10 protein-coding genes and 2 tRNA genes are annotated in these 15,625 nt (G+C 38.2%); 7 read left to right on the plus strand and 5 right to left on the minus strand.

Annotated elements, in window-relative coordinates; translation table 11 throughout:
• Window positions 1-49 precede the first annotated feature (49 nt).
• Both coaA and G7Y57_RS10970 read right to left on the minus strand, forming a co-directional pair.
• Window positions 50-991, minus strand: coding sequence for a type I pantothenate kinase (gene coaA, locus G7Y57_RS10965; RefSeq protein ID WP_165023839.1), 942 nt, complete (start codon window positions 989-991; stop codon window positions 50-52).
• Window positions 992-1,157: 166 nt separating this feature from the next.
• Window positions 1,158-2,240, minus strand: a complete 1,083-nt coding sequence (locus G7Y57_RS10970) for a linear amide C-N hydrolase (RefSeq protein ID WP_165023841.1) — start codon at window positions 2,238-2,240, stop codon at window positions 1,158-1,160.
• Between the two features lie 208 nt (window positions 2,241-2,448).
• Here G7Y57_RS10970 and G7Y57_RS10975 point away from each other — a divergent pair, with 208 nt between their 5' ends.
• Both G7Y57_RS10975 and sufB read left to right on the plus strand, forming a co-directional pair.
• Window positions 2,449-2,802, plus strand: coding sequence for a hypothetical protein (locus G7Y57_RS10975; RefSeq protein WP_165023844.1), 354 nt, complete (start codon window positions 2,449-2,451; stop codon window positions 2,800-2,802).
• Between the two features lie 221 nt (window positions 2,803-3,023).
• Complete coding sequence (gene sufB / locus G7Y57_RS10980) at window positions 3,024-4,481, plus strand: Fe-S cluster assembly protein SufB (protein WP_165023846.1); 1,458 nt, start codon at window positions 3,024-3,026, stop codon at window positions 4,479-4,481.
• A 77-nt stretch (window positions 4,482-4,558) separates the two neighbouring features.
• Here the strand turns inward: sufB and G7Y57_RS10985 are convergent, their stop codons facing one another.
• The 3 genes from G7Y57_RS10985 to G7Y57_RS10995 form a co-directional block, all read right to left on the minus strand.
• A complete protein-coding gene (locus tag G7Y57_RS10985; protein WP_165023849.1) occupies window positions 4,559-6,685 on the minus strand; it encodes an alpha-L-fucosidase in 2,127 nt (708 codons plus the stop codon).
• An 88-nt stretch (window positions 6,686-6,773) separates the two neighbouring features.
• Entirely contained in the window at window positions 6,774-9,434 is a 2,661-nt protein-coding gene (locus G7Y57_RS10990; protein ID WP_165023851.1) for a transglutaminase domain-containing protein, read from the minus strand.
• A gap of 52 nt (window positions 9,435-9,486) precedes the next feature.
• The gene (locus G7Y57_RS10995) at window positions 9,487-12,243 is read right to left on the minus strand and encodes a putative LPS assembly protein LptD (RefSeq protein ID WP_165023854.1); all 2,757 of its coding nucleotides are present in this window, start codon (window positions 12,241-12,243) and stop codon (window positions 9,487-9,489) included.
• A 193-nt stretch (window positions 12,244-12,436) separates the two neighbouring features.
• Between G7Y57_RS10995 and G7Y57_RS11000 the strand changes: the two genes are divergently transcribed.
• The 5 genes from G7Y57_RS11000 (at window position 12,437) to G7Y57_RS11020 (ending at window position 15,414) form a co-directional block, all read left to right on the plus strand.
• Window positions 12,437-13,717, plus strand: a complete 1,281-nt coding sequence (locus G7Y57_RS11000) for a M64 family metallopeptidase (protein WP_165023857.1) — start codon at window positions 12,437-12,439, stop codon at window positions 13,715-13,717.
• Between the two features lie 98 nt (window positions 13,718-13,815).
• Window positions 13,816-14,526, plus strand: a complete 711-nt coding sequence (locus G7Y57_RS11005) for a tetratricopeptide repeat protein (RefSeq protein WP_165023860.1) — start codon at window positions 13,816-13,818, stop codon at window positions 14,524-14,526.
• Between the two features lie 189 nt (window positions 14,527-14,715).
• A complete protein-coding gene (gene ribH, locus G7Y57_RS11010; RefSeq protein ID WP_165023862.1) occupies window positions 14,716-15,213 on the plus strand; it encodes a 6,7-dimethyl-8-ribityllumazine synthase in 498 nt (165 codons plus the stop codon).
• A gap of 36 nt (window positions 15,214-15,249) precedes the next feature.
• Window positions 15,250-15,332: transfer RNA gene (locus tag G7Y57_RS11015), tRNA-Tyr, on the plus strand.
• A gap of 9 nt (window positions 15,333-15,341) precedes the next feature.
• Window positions 15,342-15,414: transfer RNA gene (locus G7Y57_RS11020), tRNA-Gly, on the plus strand.
• Window positions 15,415-15,625 lie beyond the last annotated feature (211 nt).

Consider the following 15,625-nt stretch of genomic DNA (forward strand, 5'->3'; position numbering starts at 1 on the left):
TTGTTTTTTTTAATAAATAAAGCGAAAGGTTATAGAGTCTTTACTATTTTCATTTTCTTAGTCTCACATACTCCGTAGCATGATTCTCACCTTTATGTAGCATCAGGCTAGCTCTTTCTCTCGTTGGCAAGATGTTTCTTCGCAGGTTTTTGCTATTTATTTCGCGCCAAATTGTTTGAGCAGTCTTTACAGCTTCTTTATCTGATAATTGAATAAAATTGTGAAAGTATGATTTAGGATCGCTGAACGCACCTTTTCTGAACTTCAAGAAACGTGAAATATACCATTGTTCCAACAAATCCTCCTCAGCGTCTACATATATGGAAAAATCGACAAAGTCGGATACAAACACCCTCGGTTTATCGTGAGGATAGTCAGTTCCACTTTGCAAAACATTTAATCCCTCCAAAATAAGTATATCGGGCTGCTGAACCACTTGATATTCGTCTGGTACCACATCATATATTAAATGAGAATACTTCGGCACCTTTACTTCCGGCTTCCCCGACTTCACATCCATCACAAACTGAATCAAATGTTTAATGTCGTACGATTGAGGGAAACCTTTCTTCAACATAATACCCTTTTCCTCCAATACTGCATTCGGATATAAAAAGCCATCAGTCGTAACCAATGCTACACGTGTATTTTCGCCCCACCGACTAAGTAATGCCTGCAGAACACGAGCCGTAGTACTTTTACCGACAGACACACTACCTGCGATACTTATTATAAATGGAATTTTTTCCACTTTTGTCTTTAAGAAAGCTCGAAGAACGGACTGCCTGCCAACACGTGCATTTACGTAGTAACTCAACAGGCGCGATAAAGGAAGATATATATCGCGCACCTCTTCGATAGACAATTCATCATCTATACCTTTAAGTGTCAGCAACTCCTCGGAAGTAAGAGTCAATGGTTCCGAATCACGTAGTGCCGCCCATTTTTCCCTCGAAAACAACATATAAGGACTTTCGTTCAAAGTATCCATTATTCTTCGTTTGATGTTTCACAAAAGTAGAAATCTAAATTTGAAATCTCAAACAACCAACACTTTTATTGCGAACCCTACAGATTAAATATATTTAAAATAACATTTGAATCTATGTTGTTTTCTATTTGTCAGCAACATCCCTCTTTATCGAGAAGAGCCACAATCAATTAATCTTCACCGACACTACTGGCTGCTGCTTCGTTTCATCAAGGGGAACAGCACTGTATTTTATGTTAACAAAGTCTATCCCACGCAAATCTATACTACGAATGGCACTATTATACATTGTACGGTAATAAATGATACGGTTTGTCATATCCGTTGCCGAAGTCCACTGTGTAGCACTAGGAATAGGGGCAGGTACCTGACCTAGCGGAAACTCAATTCCCACAGGTATATCAAAATTATTCAGTATCTGAAAGCCTTGCAGCACGGTTCCAAGTGCGGTATCTTGTTTGGGAGCAGTAGACTGATAAAAAGCAGCACGTACAAAACGAGACGGGGGTGTCACATCTCCCGGAATACCTAAGAAACCACTACCTGAGCCGAAGGGCGCTAGTTGTATATTTCCAAGCGGCCTAGATTCTGCCGCACCGGGAAAGAGATTGACATAATTGTTTAGATTGGTTATTTGCCATTCAAAACCAGGCGAATTGGTAAGCACTCCTAACTTGTTCTCATAAAAATGAAGTTTACCCTCCACAATCTCCAACACTACCTGACGACCCGAGACATCAGCAATACGCCAATGCACAGTCGAAGCACGCGGATCGACCCCTGCAATATGTATAGCTTTAATACCCTCTTTTACCTCATCAATAGTAGCAAAATTTCCCAGCATCCACGATACCAATTGTAGATCGGCAACGGTCGATGCACTCTGAGCTTCATTATAGTCTTCATATTTTCCGTATCCGGGGAAATAAAATAACCCGGCAGATAAACCAGCCTCATTTAGTCCTTCAGCTACAAACTCCTTTTGTTCTACTGCGAAGCCTATATAACCATAGCGTGCTATAAACTCCTTACCAGACAATTTTCCGCCCGGCAGATAGGAATATTGCTTATAACCACGTGGCACAACAACGTACAGACTATTTAACTCACTACCTCCCCATTCAATAGTACGTGCAAGAATAGGTGTGCCATCTTTTGCCGTCAGCGTAATACCTGTACAGGCTTCTATGGCCTGATGCTGAAAAGCAGCGGCAGCAACAACCAACACGATTAATATTTTTTTCATCATTTTCACTATTATAATTAATCTATCAGAAGAACAAATCAACCTTCACCCCAAACTACAACCTACCCTCAATGCCAGTCAGATAAAATCATCATTATCCGACCAATCAAATATACATTAATTTAATTACACAGATATACATATTAATATTTTTTGCACATCTCGGCATTTATTAATATATTTAAAAACTAAACTTTTTAAAATTTAAACCATGAAAAAAATTATCTTTCTATTTACATTAGTCCTAACACTATGCATGAATAGTGACATGAATGCCCGTACAAACGCAGATGAGGTTAATGCAACGCCTGAACGAGTTATTGATCTAGGGGTAATTTCTTCACCACACAGATTTACGGTGTATATTGACCCATATAGCGAAAAATATGTAGGAACAGCAGCGGCAATTCTAAAAATAAGCGAAAATAGTGATAGATACGTAACTTTTGAAATTAGTAACAGCTATGATTATTCTAATTATGGCACATTTTATTATGAGATTTACACATTGGACTTAGATGGTAAGTATAAAGGCTTTGCCGTTGTAGGGACATTCAAAAATTAACATTCAATTATAGCACATAAAAAGGGAGGTTTCATTAATGGGAACCTCCCTTTCTATTTCCAATTACTGAAATATAAAAAAAACTAAATATAAACAAACCCCTCTTCTATCTGTTCTATAAGTGATGTAAAATATCTATAATCATGGTTTACATCGTAGAATGTAATATATTTGTAGTTCAAAAAGCAAAAGAAGTAAATCTTTTGCCAAATTAAATAAATATGCAAGAAGATCAAGATAAAATTTTAGACGAAATCACATCCGGAGAATACAAATACGGATTTGTTACAGATATTGACACCGACGTTATTCCCGTTGGCTTAAGCGAAGATGTAGTGCGCCTTATTTCGGCAAAGAAAAACGAACCTGAGTGGATGCTCGAGTTCAGATTGAAAGCCTACAGACATTGGTGTACACTGAAAATGCCTGAATGGGCACACCTGAATATACCTGAAATAGATTATCAGAGTATTAGTTATTACGCTGCTCCTAAAAAGAAAGACGGACCTAAGAGCCTCGACGAGGTAGACCCTGAACTATTAAAAACTTTCGACAAACTAGGTATTCCGTTACATGAACGCGAAATGCTTGCCGGAGTCTCTAATATGGCTATAGATGCCGTAATAGATAGTGTATCGGTAAAAACAACATTCAAAGATGTATTAGCTGAGAAAGGAATTATATTCTGTTCGTTTAGCGAAGCTGTGCAAGAACATCCCGAATTAGTAAAGAAATACTTGGGTACTGTTGTTCCTTACAGCGACAATTTCTTTGGTGCTCTTAATTCTGCCGTGTTCAGTGATGGTTCGTTTGCCTATATACCCAAAGGCGTACGCTGCCCAATGGAATTATCTACTTATTTCCGTATAAATGCTGCTAATACAGGACAGTTTGAACGCACATTGCTTGTTGCCGACGACGACTCTTACGTGAGTTATCTGGAAGGATGTACAGCCCCAATGCGTGATGAGAATCAATTGCATGCTGCGATTGTAGAAATTATAGCTCTCGATCGTGCCGAAGTTAAATATTCTACAGTTCAAAACTGGTATCCGGGAGATAAAGAAGGTAAAGGCGGAATTTACAACTTTGTAACGAAAAGAGGAATCTGCAAAGGCAAAGGCTCTAAGATATCGTGGACTCAAGTAGAAACAGGCTCGGCTGTTACGTGGAAATATCCATCGTGCATACTTGCCGGCGACGATTCTATCGGCGAATTCTATTCGGTAGCTGTTACTAATCATCATCAACAAGCCGATACAGGTACAAAGATGATACATTTGGGTAAAAATACTAAAAGCCGAATCGTATCGAAAGGTATATCTGCCGGACAAAGCCAAAACTCATATCGTGGATTGGTAAAAGTCTCAGCAAAAGCAGAAGGAGCCCGTAACCATTCACAATGTGATAGTTTACTATTGGGTGACAAATGCGGTGCACACACATTCCCATATTCTGATATTGCCAATCCGAGTGCAGTAATAGAGCATGAAGCTACAACTTCGAAAATCAGTGAAGATCAGGTATTCTATTGTAATCAACGTGGTATTTCTACCGAAGATGCAGTAGGACTTATCGTAAATGGTTATGCAAAAGAGGTTATGCAAAAGCTCCCTATGGAGTTTGCGGTAGAGGCTCAGAAGTTGCTTCAAATTAGTTTGGAAGGTAGCGTAGGGTAATTATTATCAACTGATATATAAAACAAGAAAGGATAGCATGTGCTATCCTTTCTTGTTTTATATATTTTACCGTTCTTTTATTTCAAAGGAAAACTAAGATTCAAATTAGGCAAATTCATAGTTTCATGTATTGATATCGGTGCTTTCACACTCCAATTCACAGGAAAATATTCATTCGCTTTGAATTGAATTTCAGGCAATGCTTTCGTATAAATACGCTGTGGAACATTGTTATCTATACCAAAAGTTATTTCTTTCTGGAAGTTGCTGTAAAACTTAACAAATAGCAGATTCTTTCCTTTCTTCAAATCAAGAACTACAATATCTTTCAATGTTTCTACTTTTTCCAGATTTCCGTGATTAACAGCAATCGTACCATTCAGCGCAACAACTACACCATCGCCCGAAGTTACCGATATAACAACCTGCTGATCGACAGGCGAAGTTATCTCTTGTAAGGTATAATACGCATTAAGCAGACCACCGGGTAATGAATACCGTTCATTATTCTTATAAGTTGTTTTTCTCCAAGGCTTTCCGCCCCAATCTTTAGTTATATCAGCTTTCTTTATGTCATCGGGCATACCCATCAACGAAGACCAGCGAGCATCTTGCATATAAATATCTCCCCATGTAATTCCAGCTATATCATTATCCAATGTTTGAGGAGAAGATGCATCTAACCACACATCAGTAGTTTGCTTATTCAACTGCAAATGAATGGTCTTACCCAATTCCTGATCGGAATATACTAATCGGGGAACACGTTTTTCAGTTTTAGCAGGCGACAATGTCCATTCTTCCTTAATTGTACTTTGGTATATTGAATTATAATCGACACCGCTATTACTAAAGTATTTGAATGCATTATATTGATTCAAGACAAGATCGGATGTTAGTGGTTTTATATTCAACGGAGGAACTGTATATCCTTTTTTGATAGAAATGTCTATTACATTTATTACCTCTGCATCCACAGAGTTAGGAATCGTTACCACAACACCTTCTTTCGTTTTTTCATATTTGCATACTGTCTTCTCACCCAACACTTTTACTCCTGAGATACTTCCGACAAGACCCGGTAATAAGATTTTACGATCGGCAGGCATATCCAATATATGCAAATAAAGCTTATCCGATTTTGATGTTATCGAACCCCAAGTAAATGCCAAATGAAAAGGATCGGCATCTGTGTTATAAATAGCTTCTCCATTTTTGTCAAGCCATTTACCTATATTCAGCAATACATCTTTTTCGAACTCGACAATTGAGCCATCACCACGAGGCCCGATGTTTAACAGAAAGTTACCGCCTCTGCTCGTTACACGAATCAGACTTATCAGCTTTTCTCTCATTTTGGCTTTTTCGCTTCCTCTCTCCTGCCATGAGCGGTAGCTCCATGTTTCGTGGAAAAATGAAGCAGGAGATTGCCAAGGCACTCCGATTATATAGTCAGGCTCCTGATTGTCGCCCATCACCATAAAATCACCCTGTCCATTACCAATGCGACCTCCTACCATACAATTGGGTTGGAACTTTCTTACCCATGCTTTCATTTCTTTGCTTTGCTCTAATGAGTGAGAACCCATATCGAACCACAGCTCGGAAATATCACCATAATTGGTAAGCAGTTCTTGTATTTGTTTCTTATTATATTCGAAATGTTCGGCAGGAATAAGATCCGAGTTATGACTCGAAATAGGCATCGCTGCCGGAAAATGCCAGTCGATAAGTGAATAATATAGTCCAAACTTCAATCCGTGACGAGCACAAGCTTCTGATAGCTCTTTCAATACATCCCTTTTGTAAGGCGTTGCGTCCACTACATTAAAATCTGTAGTATTCGTTTTATACATACAAAATCCATCGTGATGTTTCGACGTAAATACAATAGATTTCATACCTGCTTTTTTAGCAAGAATAACAACACTATCAGCATTCCATTTTTCAGGATTAAATCGTTTTGCAACATCGGCATAAGTATCGCTGTATATACCGGCATGCGCCTGTATTTGTTCACTTAGTCCTGTGGAGATATTCTTACCTTTCCACACACCTCCCAATTCTGCATAAATTCCCCAATGGATAAACATCGAGTATTTACGTGCTTCCCATTTAGCAAGCTCATTCGCATCTATTTGCGCAGACATACTGAGTGTACTAATAAACAAAAATGATAAAATAATGGTAAATGTTTTTTTCATGATATTTAATTTTGAAACAAAGGGTATTCAATCTGTCTGTTAATTCAGATAGAAAGAATACCCTACTATTTTTCTCTTTAAAGTATTTTTACTTTGTTGATTGCTCTTCTCTGATAGTTTTAAGGATATTCTCACCTATACCGATACGGTATCCTTGCGAGGAGAATAAGATTCCTCCATTAGAATTCAGGTAAACAGTCAAAGGGAAGTTATTAGAGAACTCTATTTGCAGAGCCCCTGCCACAGCATTAAGAAGTGCACGATTATCATCGACGCTCCATTGCGATTGCTTAGGAAGACCTTTGAATACCGAAGCATCGAAAGCCTTACTCAATTTATCATTAGGTATTGCAAATAAGATTCCGCCACCCCATTCTTCTAATGGTGTTTGCACAACAGGCAGATCTTGAAGAATATGTTTAGTCGGCTCTTTATCCGGATCGGCAAAACAAAGGATCAGACCTTTACCATTCATTAATTCTTTCAATGTTTTTTTGTTACCATCTGTAAGACTAATAATCGTATTTGGGTCTACTATGCCTTGTACTTGTATGCGTCCTTCAACTTGAGGAAGTTTTATTTCAAGAGACTTAGTCTCATTCTCTTCTATTGCAAAATACTGAGTATTTACTGTTACCGAACCATCATTAGCTCTACTACCAATCATTAATCTGTAATATCCGACATCGACTGTTACTTTGCCGGGTAGTTCTTTAAGTGTTTTATCTCCTCCAAAATTAAGAGTAACAAAATTCCCATTTTCGAAATGAGCCAATGTATAATGAGTAGAATATGCAGGTTTTACAATATTGTCTTTATAGTTGGTAAATACAACCGAAGCCTTTGGCAAAACAGGGGCCTCCGCTTCAAAGCTAACATCTTTCCATTGGTTATTTTCGAAATATTGAGGACGGGATGTCGATGATTCTAAACGGGATGGAATACCCATTGTACGGCACAATGCAACAAAAAGAATATCACGAGAGCGTTTGTCTGCGATCTTCAATTCATGCGATCCTCGTGGAGAAATCGGACACTTATAATAATTTTCCGTTTCACTTATCTTAATATTATCACGAACATAATTTACTATTTCCACAGGATTAGCTTGTGCTATTGCTACCCAATCGGCAGGAATTTGCTCTTGCGCAAACGCTCTCCATGGACGAATTAATTCCAATGCAATGCGTGGCGAAAATATAGTACTCGCATACATATTTTTAGGTGTACCTTCTTTTACTCCTAATTTCTCACCATTTGTTAAATGATCCAATAGATAATCGGCAGGTGTGTCGCGCAAATCTTTTTCACGTAAGGCTGCCAGGAAATCAAACAGATAAGGATTGGCTTTTTCTTTCAACATAAATGCTTTCATTTCATCCCAATTCCCTTGCGACTTACTTAAGTAATTCCATGCTTCATCTGCATTTAAATTATTTTCTGCAGCAAATTTACGAGCGGCATCTTCAGCAATAAATGTTCCCATATAAGCATTACGGATAGAATCCTCATGAGCCAGACGCTTTGCATTTTCTGCAATTTTCTCTGCCGATAGCTCTTTAATAGGTTGCTCGGCTGGAGCTTCCATCACAAACGTTTCTTCAAATACTTTTCCTGCTTTTTGATCCAGTTTTATTGTTATTTCGGAATCTTTAGTTGCAGACTTGCCATAACCGTAATTGTCTCCTTTGTTTACCCATACAAATACATCACCCATTCCCGAAAGAACAGATGTAGCACCAGCAGCATCTGTGGTAGCAGTAGTAATAGGGTAGAATTCTGCATAATTATAGACATTATATCTCACTGTAGCTCCTTCTACCGACTTACCCGACTCATCTACAACTTTCACCTTCACTTCGCGAGTTGTTGTATAATTACCAAGCAAGTTAATCACCGAATATAGTTCTGTTTCTTCATTTTTTTCTTCCGGACCATTATATGCACCAAACACATTGGTATGCACCATCATAGCTCGTTTCCCCGGAGCTGTGAACCACGCCACATCTAATTCCGGTTCCGGTTCGCAAGCACCGATATAGTGCCATTTACCATCAACCCAAGCCTCTACCCATGCATGATTATCATCGGTGTGTGCCCAACGGGGAGTATAACACTGACGGGCAGGAATACCCACTGCACGTAGCGCTACAGTTGTAAATGTAGATTCTTCTCCGCAACGTCCCCAAGAAGTGCGAGCCAAGGCTAATGGAGATGATGTACGCCCATCTGTTCCTCGGTAAGTCACTTTCTCGTGACACCAATGGTTCACTTCCAACACAGCCTGCTCCATAGTCATACCTTTCACACGATCTTTCAATTCGCCGAAAAATACCTGACGGGCAGTATCTAAATTCTCATTATTTACACGATATACTAATACGAAATGGCGGAAAATATCCTCCGGAATAGTTTTACCCCAGTCAAAATAATCGCGAGCTGCGAAAGCTGCGTCTACCTGTCCTAAGAAATAATCACCATCATAGTCTGCCAAATCCGACAATGGCATATAAGCGTACAGAAACTCTAAAGCTTCACGTTGCTCGATTGTTAAATCAGGTTTGTCGAATACGGAAAACAGCTCTTGACTACGACCCGCAGCCAGTTCTTTTCTTTTCTCGAATTGCAGATGAACTTGCTCTCTGTATTTTTCATCTTTCAAGAAATGAGTTTCAGACGGTTTACAGGAACCAAACAAGAAGAGTGCTAAAGCACTGAAAAAGACTAGGGAAGATACTATGCTTTTCATAATATTAAATATATTTATTATAAAATATCTAGCAAAGATAAAAAATCTTCTCTTAATCCCAAGCAGGATCGTAACTAGATGAGCGTCCACGTTTATCATACTTCAAATCTTGGAGCATAGATGAGTTTGCCCGGATGGAAACGAAGTACGACTGATAAGGGCCTAGGGGAATAAAACTCGCTGTAAGAGTCCAGCAATGGAGATTACGACTGAGATTACAATTCAGATATGAAATTTGATTGGTTTCGAAATCGTAAGCAGAACTAAAATTGAAACTCCAATTTTTAGTAGGCTGAATACTGCCATTGAAACCCAGATTATGTGTCAGTTTATATTTGAACTCTCGGGTTTCCTCATTCCATCTGGTCATGTCATAAGCATAGTTAAATGAATAATTCGCTGACAGGCTCCACTTGACATCGTTTTTCAGATAACCATCGGCATCATACTGCCCATCGTCTTTCTTACCTCCTAACAGACTTTTTCTCTCGGTTCCCTCTGCGTCCATCCCATCTGTAGTATCATCCATAGGATCGCCTTCAATCGGATTATTTTTATTGGGGTCACCTTTTTTATCTTCACTTCCGCCAAACCACTTTTTGAAAGTATCTTGATTAATAGAAGGAGAAATTGCATATCCTACACGCATCAAGCGCCCAATACTACCTTTTTTTGAGATACGAAGTTCGTCAACACGCCTAAGTCCCGTCACTTTCCCATCTCTATCCCGCACTAAATCGTAAGTATAAGGGTCGAATGTGGCATTAACATTGACAGTCACAGATTTGCTCAACTTCAAACGGGTATTGGTTGCAATATCAGTCCATTTAAAAGAGTCTGCAACCATATTATAGCTAAAACTCGTACTGAAATTATCTATTAAACTAATTTTCTTAATCGTATCATTTGCCGCATATTTCATTTCGAGGTTATTCTCGAATTGAAAGTTGATCATCCCTTGCTTACCTGCAGGTGGAGAACCAAACATACCATTTTTAAATAGAGAATAAGTATGGGTCTGCAAGTCTCCATTCGCGTCATAATATTTATATGAATCGTAGAAACCAAAGCGCGGGTCACTGAAATCGGGTGCATAACTAAAACCTATACTAGGTGAAAATATATGCCTGATTGTAGTACTTTTAGAAAATAGAGGTGTAAAGAAACCGTAAATCCGGGTCTGCACACTTACTGCTGCATTGAAATCATAAACACGGCTGAATGTATACGTTGTATCTGCATCGACATGTCTCGAGCCATCCCACTTTTGAGTTACCTTATCAGTATACCACCGTTCATTATACTGAATGGCAGGTGTTATATGAAAGTTGTTGAAGGCCGTATATGTCGCTGATATGGGAATGCTATGCCTCATCGCATGCTTCCAGTCTTTTTGAAGGCTGGAACTAAATAGCATATTTTCCTTTGTCAGAATGCTGTTACGAAGTTCTCCGTTATAATTTAACTGAATCTTCTCATACCAGCGTTCTGCTCCCACAGCCCCTTTTCGCTTGAAAGGGAAAATACGGCTCATTGTAAATGTCATGTTTGGCAATGTCATTGATATGGTAGAATCTCGTGTACGCTGATCTATATTCATTGTTGCCGATACACTCCATGGAGAATTCGGAAATCGCTGAGTTAAATTTACACTCGAACTTTTAGTACTTTGAGTAAAAAGGTCAGAATTATATACCGAATTTATCTGATTACGGTCGTATGAACTTGTAGAATAATTAACACTGGCAGACAATGTCCTGTACATATTAAACTTAGGATCCTGAGAGTGAGTCCATGTTATCCTTCGGTCTTTCGACACTGAATAATCAGGCAATAATCTGTCACCGATTTTCGTAACCAAATAGCCAACATCGAATGACCCCGAGTATTTATAGCGCTTGCGATAAGAAGAGCGCGCATTTAGCCCCCATGAACCCTTAGTATATATCTCGCCTGTAAGAGCCAAATCTATATTATCATTAATTGCAAAATAGTATCCCCCATCACGTAAGAAGAAACCTCGTTCCATCTCATCCCCGAATGTAGGCATGATAACACCAGATGAATATTTGTCTGAAAAAGGGAAGAAGCCAAAAGGAAGGCCTATAAAAGGAAGGGGTAAATCTTCTATTACCAGATAAGCAGGACCCGTTATTACATTTTTCTTTGGACGAACTTTTGCTCTTGTTAATGCTAAATAGAAATGGGGATGATCATGATCATCGCAAGTTGTATAGCGTCCGTCTTCCATAAAGAAAGCTTCGTCTTGTGTTTTCTTAGCTTTTTCTGCAACAATATAGCCTTCGCCTTGTTGAGTTATTACATTATTTATATAGCCCTTCCTTGTCTTGAAATTATATTTCATCGCTTTAGACTCATAATCTACTCCGCCATCGGAGAAAACGGGGTAACCAAACTCGTCACCAACAGAATCTAAACCGAACGTTGCTCTCACAATACTACTATCCATACTCATGGATATTTTCTCGGCTTTAAGTTGAATGGTAGTATATTTCACCTCACCATCGCCATATAAATACCCCCAGTTATCGGAAGTCATTACAATAGAGTCTTTTGCCTGATAGTCGACTACTGCATCTAAAACGCTTTTTTTCTTAGTCGAAGAATCTGACGGTAAGCTATCTTTTTTAATTTTAACGGAATCTACCTGAACAGATAGAATAGAATCTTTCACCTTAAATGAGGATACACCAATAGCACCTGCTGTAAACGAAGATACTGCACCCCAGAATGGTACAGAGAACATTACAAACAGAAATATATAAGTAAAGACGCGTATTTTTCTCATCAATGAGATCCCATGCTTAGTGTATTCAGGATGCAAAGCTAATCAATTATACAAGAATGCATAATATGATAAATCAAAAAAAGTATAAATTTAATTACCCAAACCTCTTTTTCAGACCTTTATAATAAGCTACATCCAAATTGTTTATTATTAATAATTCATATATTTGTCATACTATTAAACGATACTTACTATGAAATATTTTCTACTTTGGTGTTCTATTTCTTTTTCGTTGCTAAATGTAACCGCTCAGAATTTTGATGATTACTTCATAGAGAAAACATTACGAATCGATTATATATTTTCAGGCAATGATCATTCTGAAACTATATCTCTCGATCAAATGAGCCAGTTACCACAATGGGCAGGACGAAAACACAATTTATCTGAAATCATAAGAGATGGTAATGGACAAATAAGTGTTTTTAGTAGCGAAAGCAATAAATGCATATATAAAAATTCGTTCAGTACTCTTTTCTTCGAATGGCAAACAACACCCGAAGCTAAGACTGTAAGAAAAAGTTTCGAGAATACCTTTTTAATCCCCTACCCCAAAGAAAAAGTATGGGTAGAGATTAAGCTCCGTGATAAAAAAGGATTTTATCAGTTGGCCATAAGACACCTTGTAGATCCTAATGACATTCTAATAAAAAAGAAAGGTGCAAGCAACCCGACACCATACCATATGATACATCGTGGCGATTCGACCCAAAACTGTATTAATGTTGTAATACTTGCAGAAGGTTATACACAAGTGGAAATGAGTAAATTCAGAAAGCACGCCCAAATAACCTGCGATGAGATATTTAAACATAGTCCATTCAATAAGCTGCAAGATAAATTTAATATTATTGCAGTAGAGACTCCATCTAAAGATTCGGGAGTCAGTGTTCCCCGAACTAATAAATGGAAAGAAACAGCTTTAAGTTCGCACTTCGACACATTTTATTCTGACAGATACCTCACAACAAGCAATGTAAAAGATATGCACGATGCTATTGCAGGTATTCCATACGCCCACATTATTATTTTAGCTAATACGGAAGTATATGGAGGGGGTGGAATATTCAACGCATACACACTGACAACAACAGGACACCGTGATTTCAATCCCGTAGTGGTTCATGAATTCGGGCATAGCTTTGCCGGACTTGCGGACGAATATCACTACGAAGGAGGAGATATATTTGATGATACTTATCCGCATAATATCGAACCATGGGAACCCAACATCACGACTTTAACTAAATTTGCTGTTAAATGGAAAGACATGCTCGCTCCGCAGACACCGATTCCGACACCTATCGAATCTGCCGACAAATATAAAGTAGGTGTATTTGAGGGTGCAGGCTATTCAGCTAAAGGAATATACCGTCCTGCGTACGACTGTAGAATGAAGACAAATACATGCAAAGATTTCTGTCCTGCATGCCAAAGAGCTATCGAACAGTTAGTAAAATTCTATACGGAATAAAAAAAAGCATCTAAGATTTTATTTATAGATAGAAAACACCTATTTTTGTCGCGACTAATTAAGAAACAATAAAATAAACAATATAATTCATAGTAACAATGTCTCTATCAAAAAAGAAACAAGCCGAATTACGCGAAGAGAAAGACTGGCAACGTATTGATAATGCCGTTTTCGAATCAGAACATTTCATCGAAAAATATCAAAAACAGCTATTGATAGCTATAGGTATAGTCGTTCTTGTTGTATGTGCTTATTTAGCATATAACCATTTCTATATTGCGCCTAAAGCCAAAGAAGCTCAAGTGGCATTATTCAAAGGTGAACAATATTATAGAACAGGACAAGATTCGCTTGCTATCTATGGAGATGGAAATGGCTACATTGGCTTTGAAAGCATCATCAATGAATATGGTTCAACAAAACCGGGAAAACTAGCAAAATTATATGCAGGTATAAGCTATGCTAACCTAGGTAAATACGATCAGGCATTGGCTTACTTGAAAGATTATGATGGTAGCGACAAAATACTAAGCCACCTTGTGAACGGAACAATTGGTGATTGCCTTGCCAGCACCGGTGCAGCAGAAGAAGCTATACCATATTTCGTCAAAGCAGCTAAAGGCGTAGATAACGAAGTACAAAGCCCGGTTCTATACAAAAAAGCTGGAATCATCTATAGAGAGCTTGGACAATACGATAAGGTTATCGAAATGTTTTCTATCATAAAGAACCAATACAACAGTTCTGAATTAGCATTAGAGGCTGATAAATATATTCAAGAAGCAGAAATAATGAAAGGAAGTAAATAATACTCCTTCACTCTCAATATAAAAAAGGTCTTGCACGTAGCAAGACCTTTTTTTTTTGTAGAAGCTAAACAATATATACATAGCACCATTTGATATTATAACTTTCTTTAGAGAAGATCAACGAATCCTTAATAGGTTTATCGAACAGAAATAAATATCTTTGTAGGATAAATCAAAAAACAAGAACAAATGGCAACAGCATACCATAACTTATCATCATACGATCCGGCAAAAGTACCGAATGGCGAAGAGATGACAATCGCAATTGTAGTTTCCGAATGGAATGAAAACATCACAAAGCCATTGCTCGATGGTGCATATAATACATTAATCAAGCACGGAGTAAAAGAAGAAAACATTCTAATCGACTACGTACCGGGAAGCTTCGAGCTTGTTTTTGGGGCAAAACACATGGCAGAAAACAAAGAAGTGGATGCCGTAATTACTTTTGGATGCGTAGTAAGAGGAGATACCCCCCATTTTGATTACGTTTGTGATGGCGTTACACAAGGCATAACAGATTTAAACATCCGATACGATATACCATTCATTTTCGGACTATTAACAACTGACGACATGCAACAAGCCATTGATCGTGCAGGTGGAAAACATGGCAACAAAGGCGATGAATGTGCGATAACTGCAATAAAAATGATAGATTTTTACCGTAGAAATTTGGAAGAATAAATAAAAGCGTTATCTTTGCATCGCTAAAGAAAAGAAGGGCAGTTACCAGAGTGGCCAAATGGGTCTGACTGTAACTCAGATAGCTTACGCTTACGGTGGTTCGAATCCATCACTGCCCACACTATTTTGCGAAAGTAGCTCAGTTGATAGAGCATCAGCCTTCCAAGCTGAGGGTCGCGGGTTTGAACCCCGTCTTTCGCTCTAAGATAAAAAACGATTGCAAATATGTGATCGTTTTTTTTATTCTAATAGAATAGGCGCAAATACAAAACCGAGAGTTAGACAGGATCAACCCGAATTCTTGTGGACTAGGCATTTTTTTTTCTAATTTCGCATCATGCAAACAGGCTATGAATTATTATTACCCGAAGGGTTGTTGAATTACTTTGAAGTAGTTGAAGTTGAAACGTTA

Origin of the sequence: Dysgonomonas sp. ZJ279, from assembly GCF_011039205.1 — a bacterium.
Classification (GTDB): Bacteria; Bacteroidota; Bacteroidia; order Bacteroidales; family Dysgonomonadaceae; genus Dysgonomonas.

Excerpts from the sequence above, each read along its gene's own strand:
- G7Y57_RS10990 (WP_165023851.1), bottom strand. The coding sequence starts at position 9,434 with ATGAAAAGCATAGTATCTTCCCTAGTCTTTTTCAGTGCTTTAGCACTC.
- sufB (WP_165023846.1), top strand. The coding sequence starts at position 3,024 with ATGCAAGAAGATCAAGATAAAATTTTAGACGAAATCACATCCGGAGAA.
- G7Y57_RS10985 (WP_165023849.1), bottom strand. The coding sequence starts at position 6,685 with ATGAAAAAAACATTTACCATTATTTTATCATTTTTGTTTATTAGTACA.
- G7Y57_RS10975 (WP_165023844.1), top strand. The coding sequence starts at position 2,449 with ATGAAAAAAATTATCTTTCTATTTACATTAGTCCTAACACTATGCATG.
- G7Y57_RS11005 (WP_165023860.1), top strand. The coding sequence starts at position 13,816 with ATGTCTCTATCAAAAAAGAAACAAGCCGAATTACGCGAAGAGAAAGAC.
- coaA (WP_165023839.1), bottom strand. The coding sequence starts at position 991 with ATGGATACTTTGAACGAAAGTCCTTATATGTTGTTTTCGAGGGAAAAA.
- ribH (WP_165023862.1), top strand. The coding sequence starts at position 14,716 with ATGGCAACAGCATACCATAACTTATCATCATACGATCCGGCAAAAGTA.
- G7Y57_RS10995 (WP_165023854.1), bottom strand. The coding sequence starts at position 12,243 with ATGAGAAAAATACGCGTCTTTACTTATATATTTCTGTTTGTAATGTTC.
- G7Y57_RS10970 (WP_165023841.1), bottom strand. The coding sequence starts at position 2,240 with ATGATGAAAAAAATATTAATCGTGTTGGTTGTTGCTGCCGCTGCTTTT.
- G7Y57_RS11000 (WP_165023857.1), top strand. The coding sequence starts at position 12,437 with ATGAAATATTTTCTACTTTGGTGTTCTATTTCTTTTTCGTTGCTAAAT.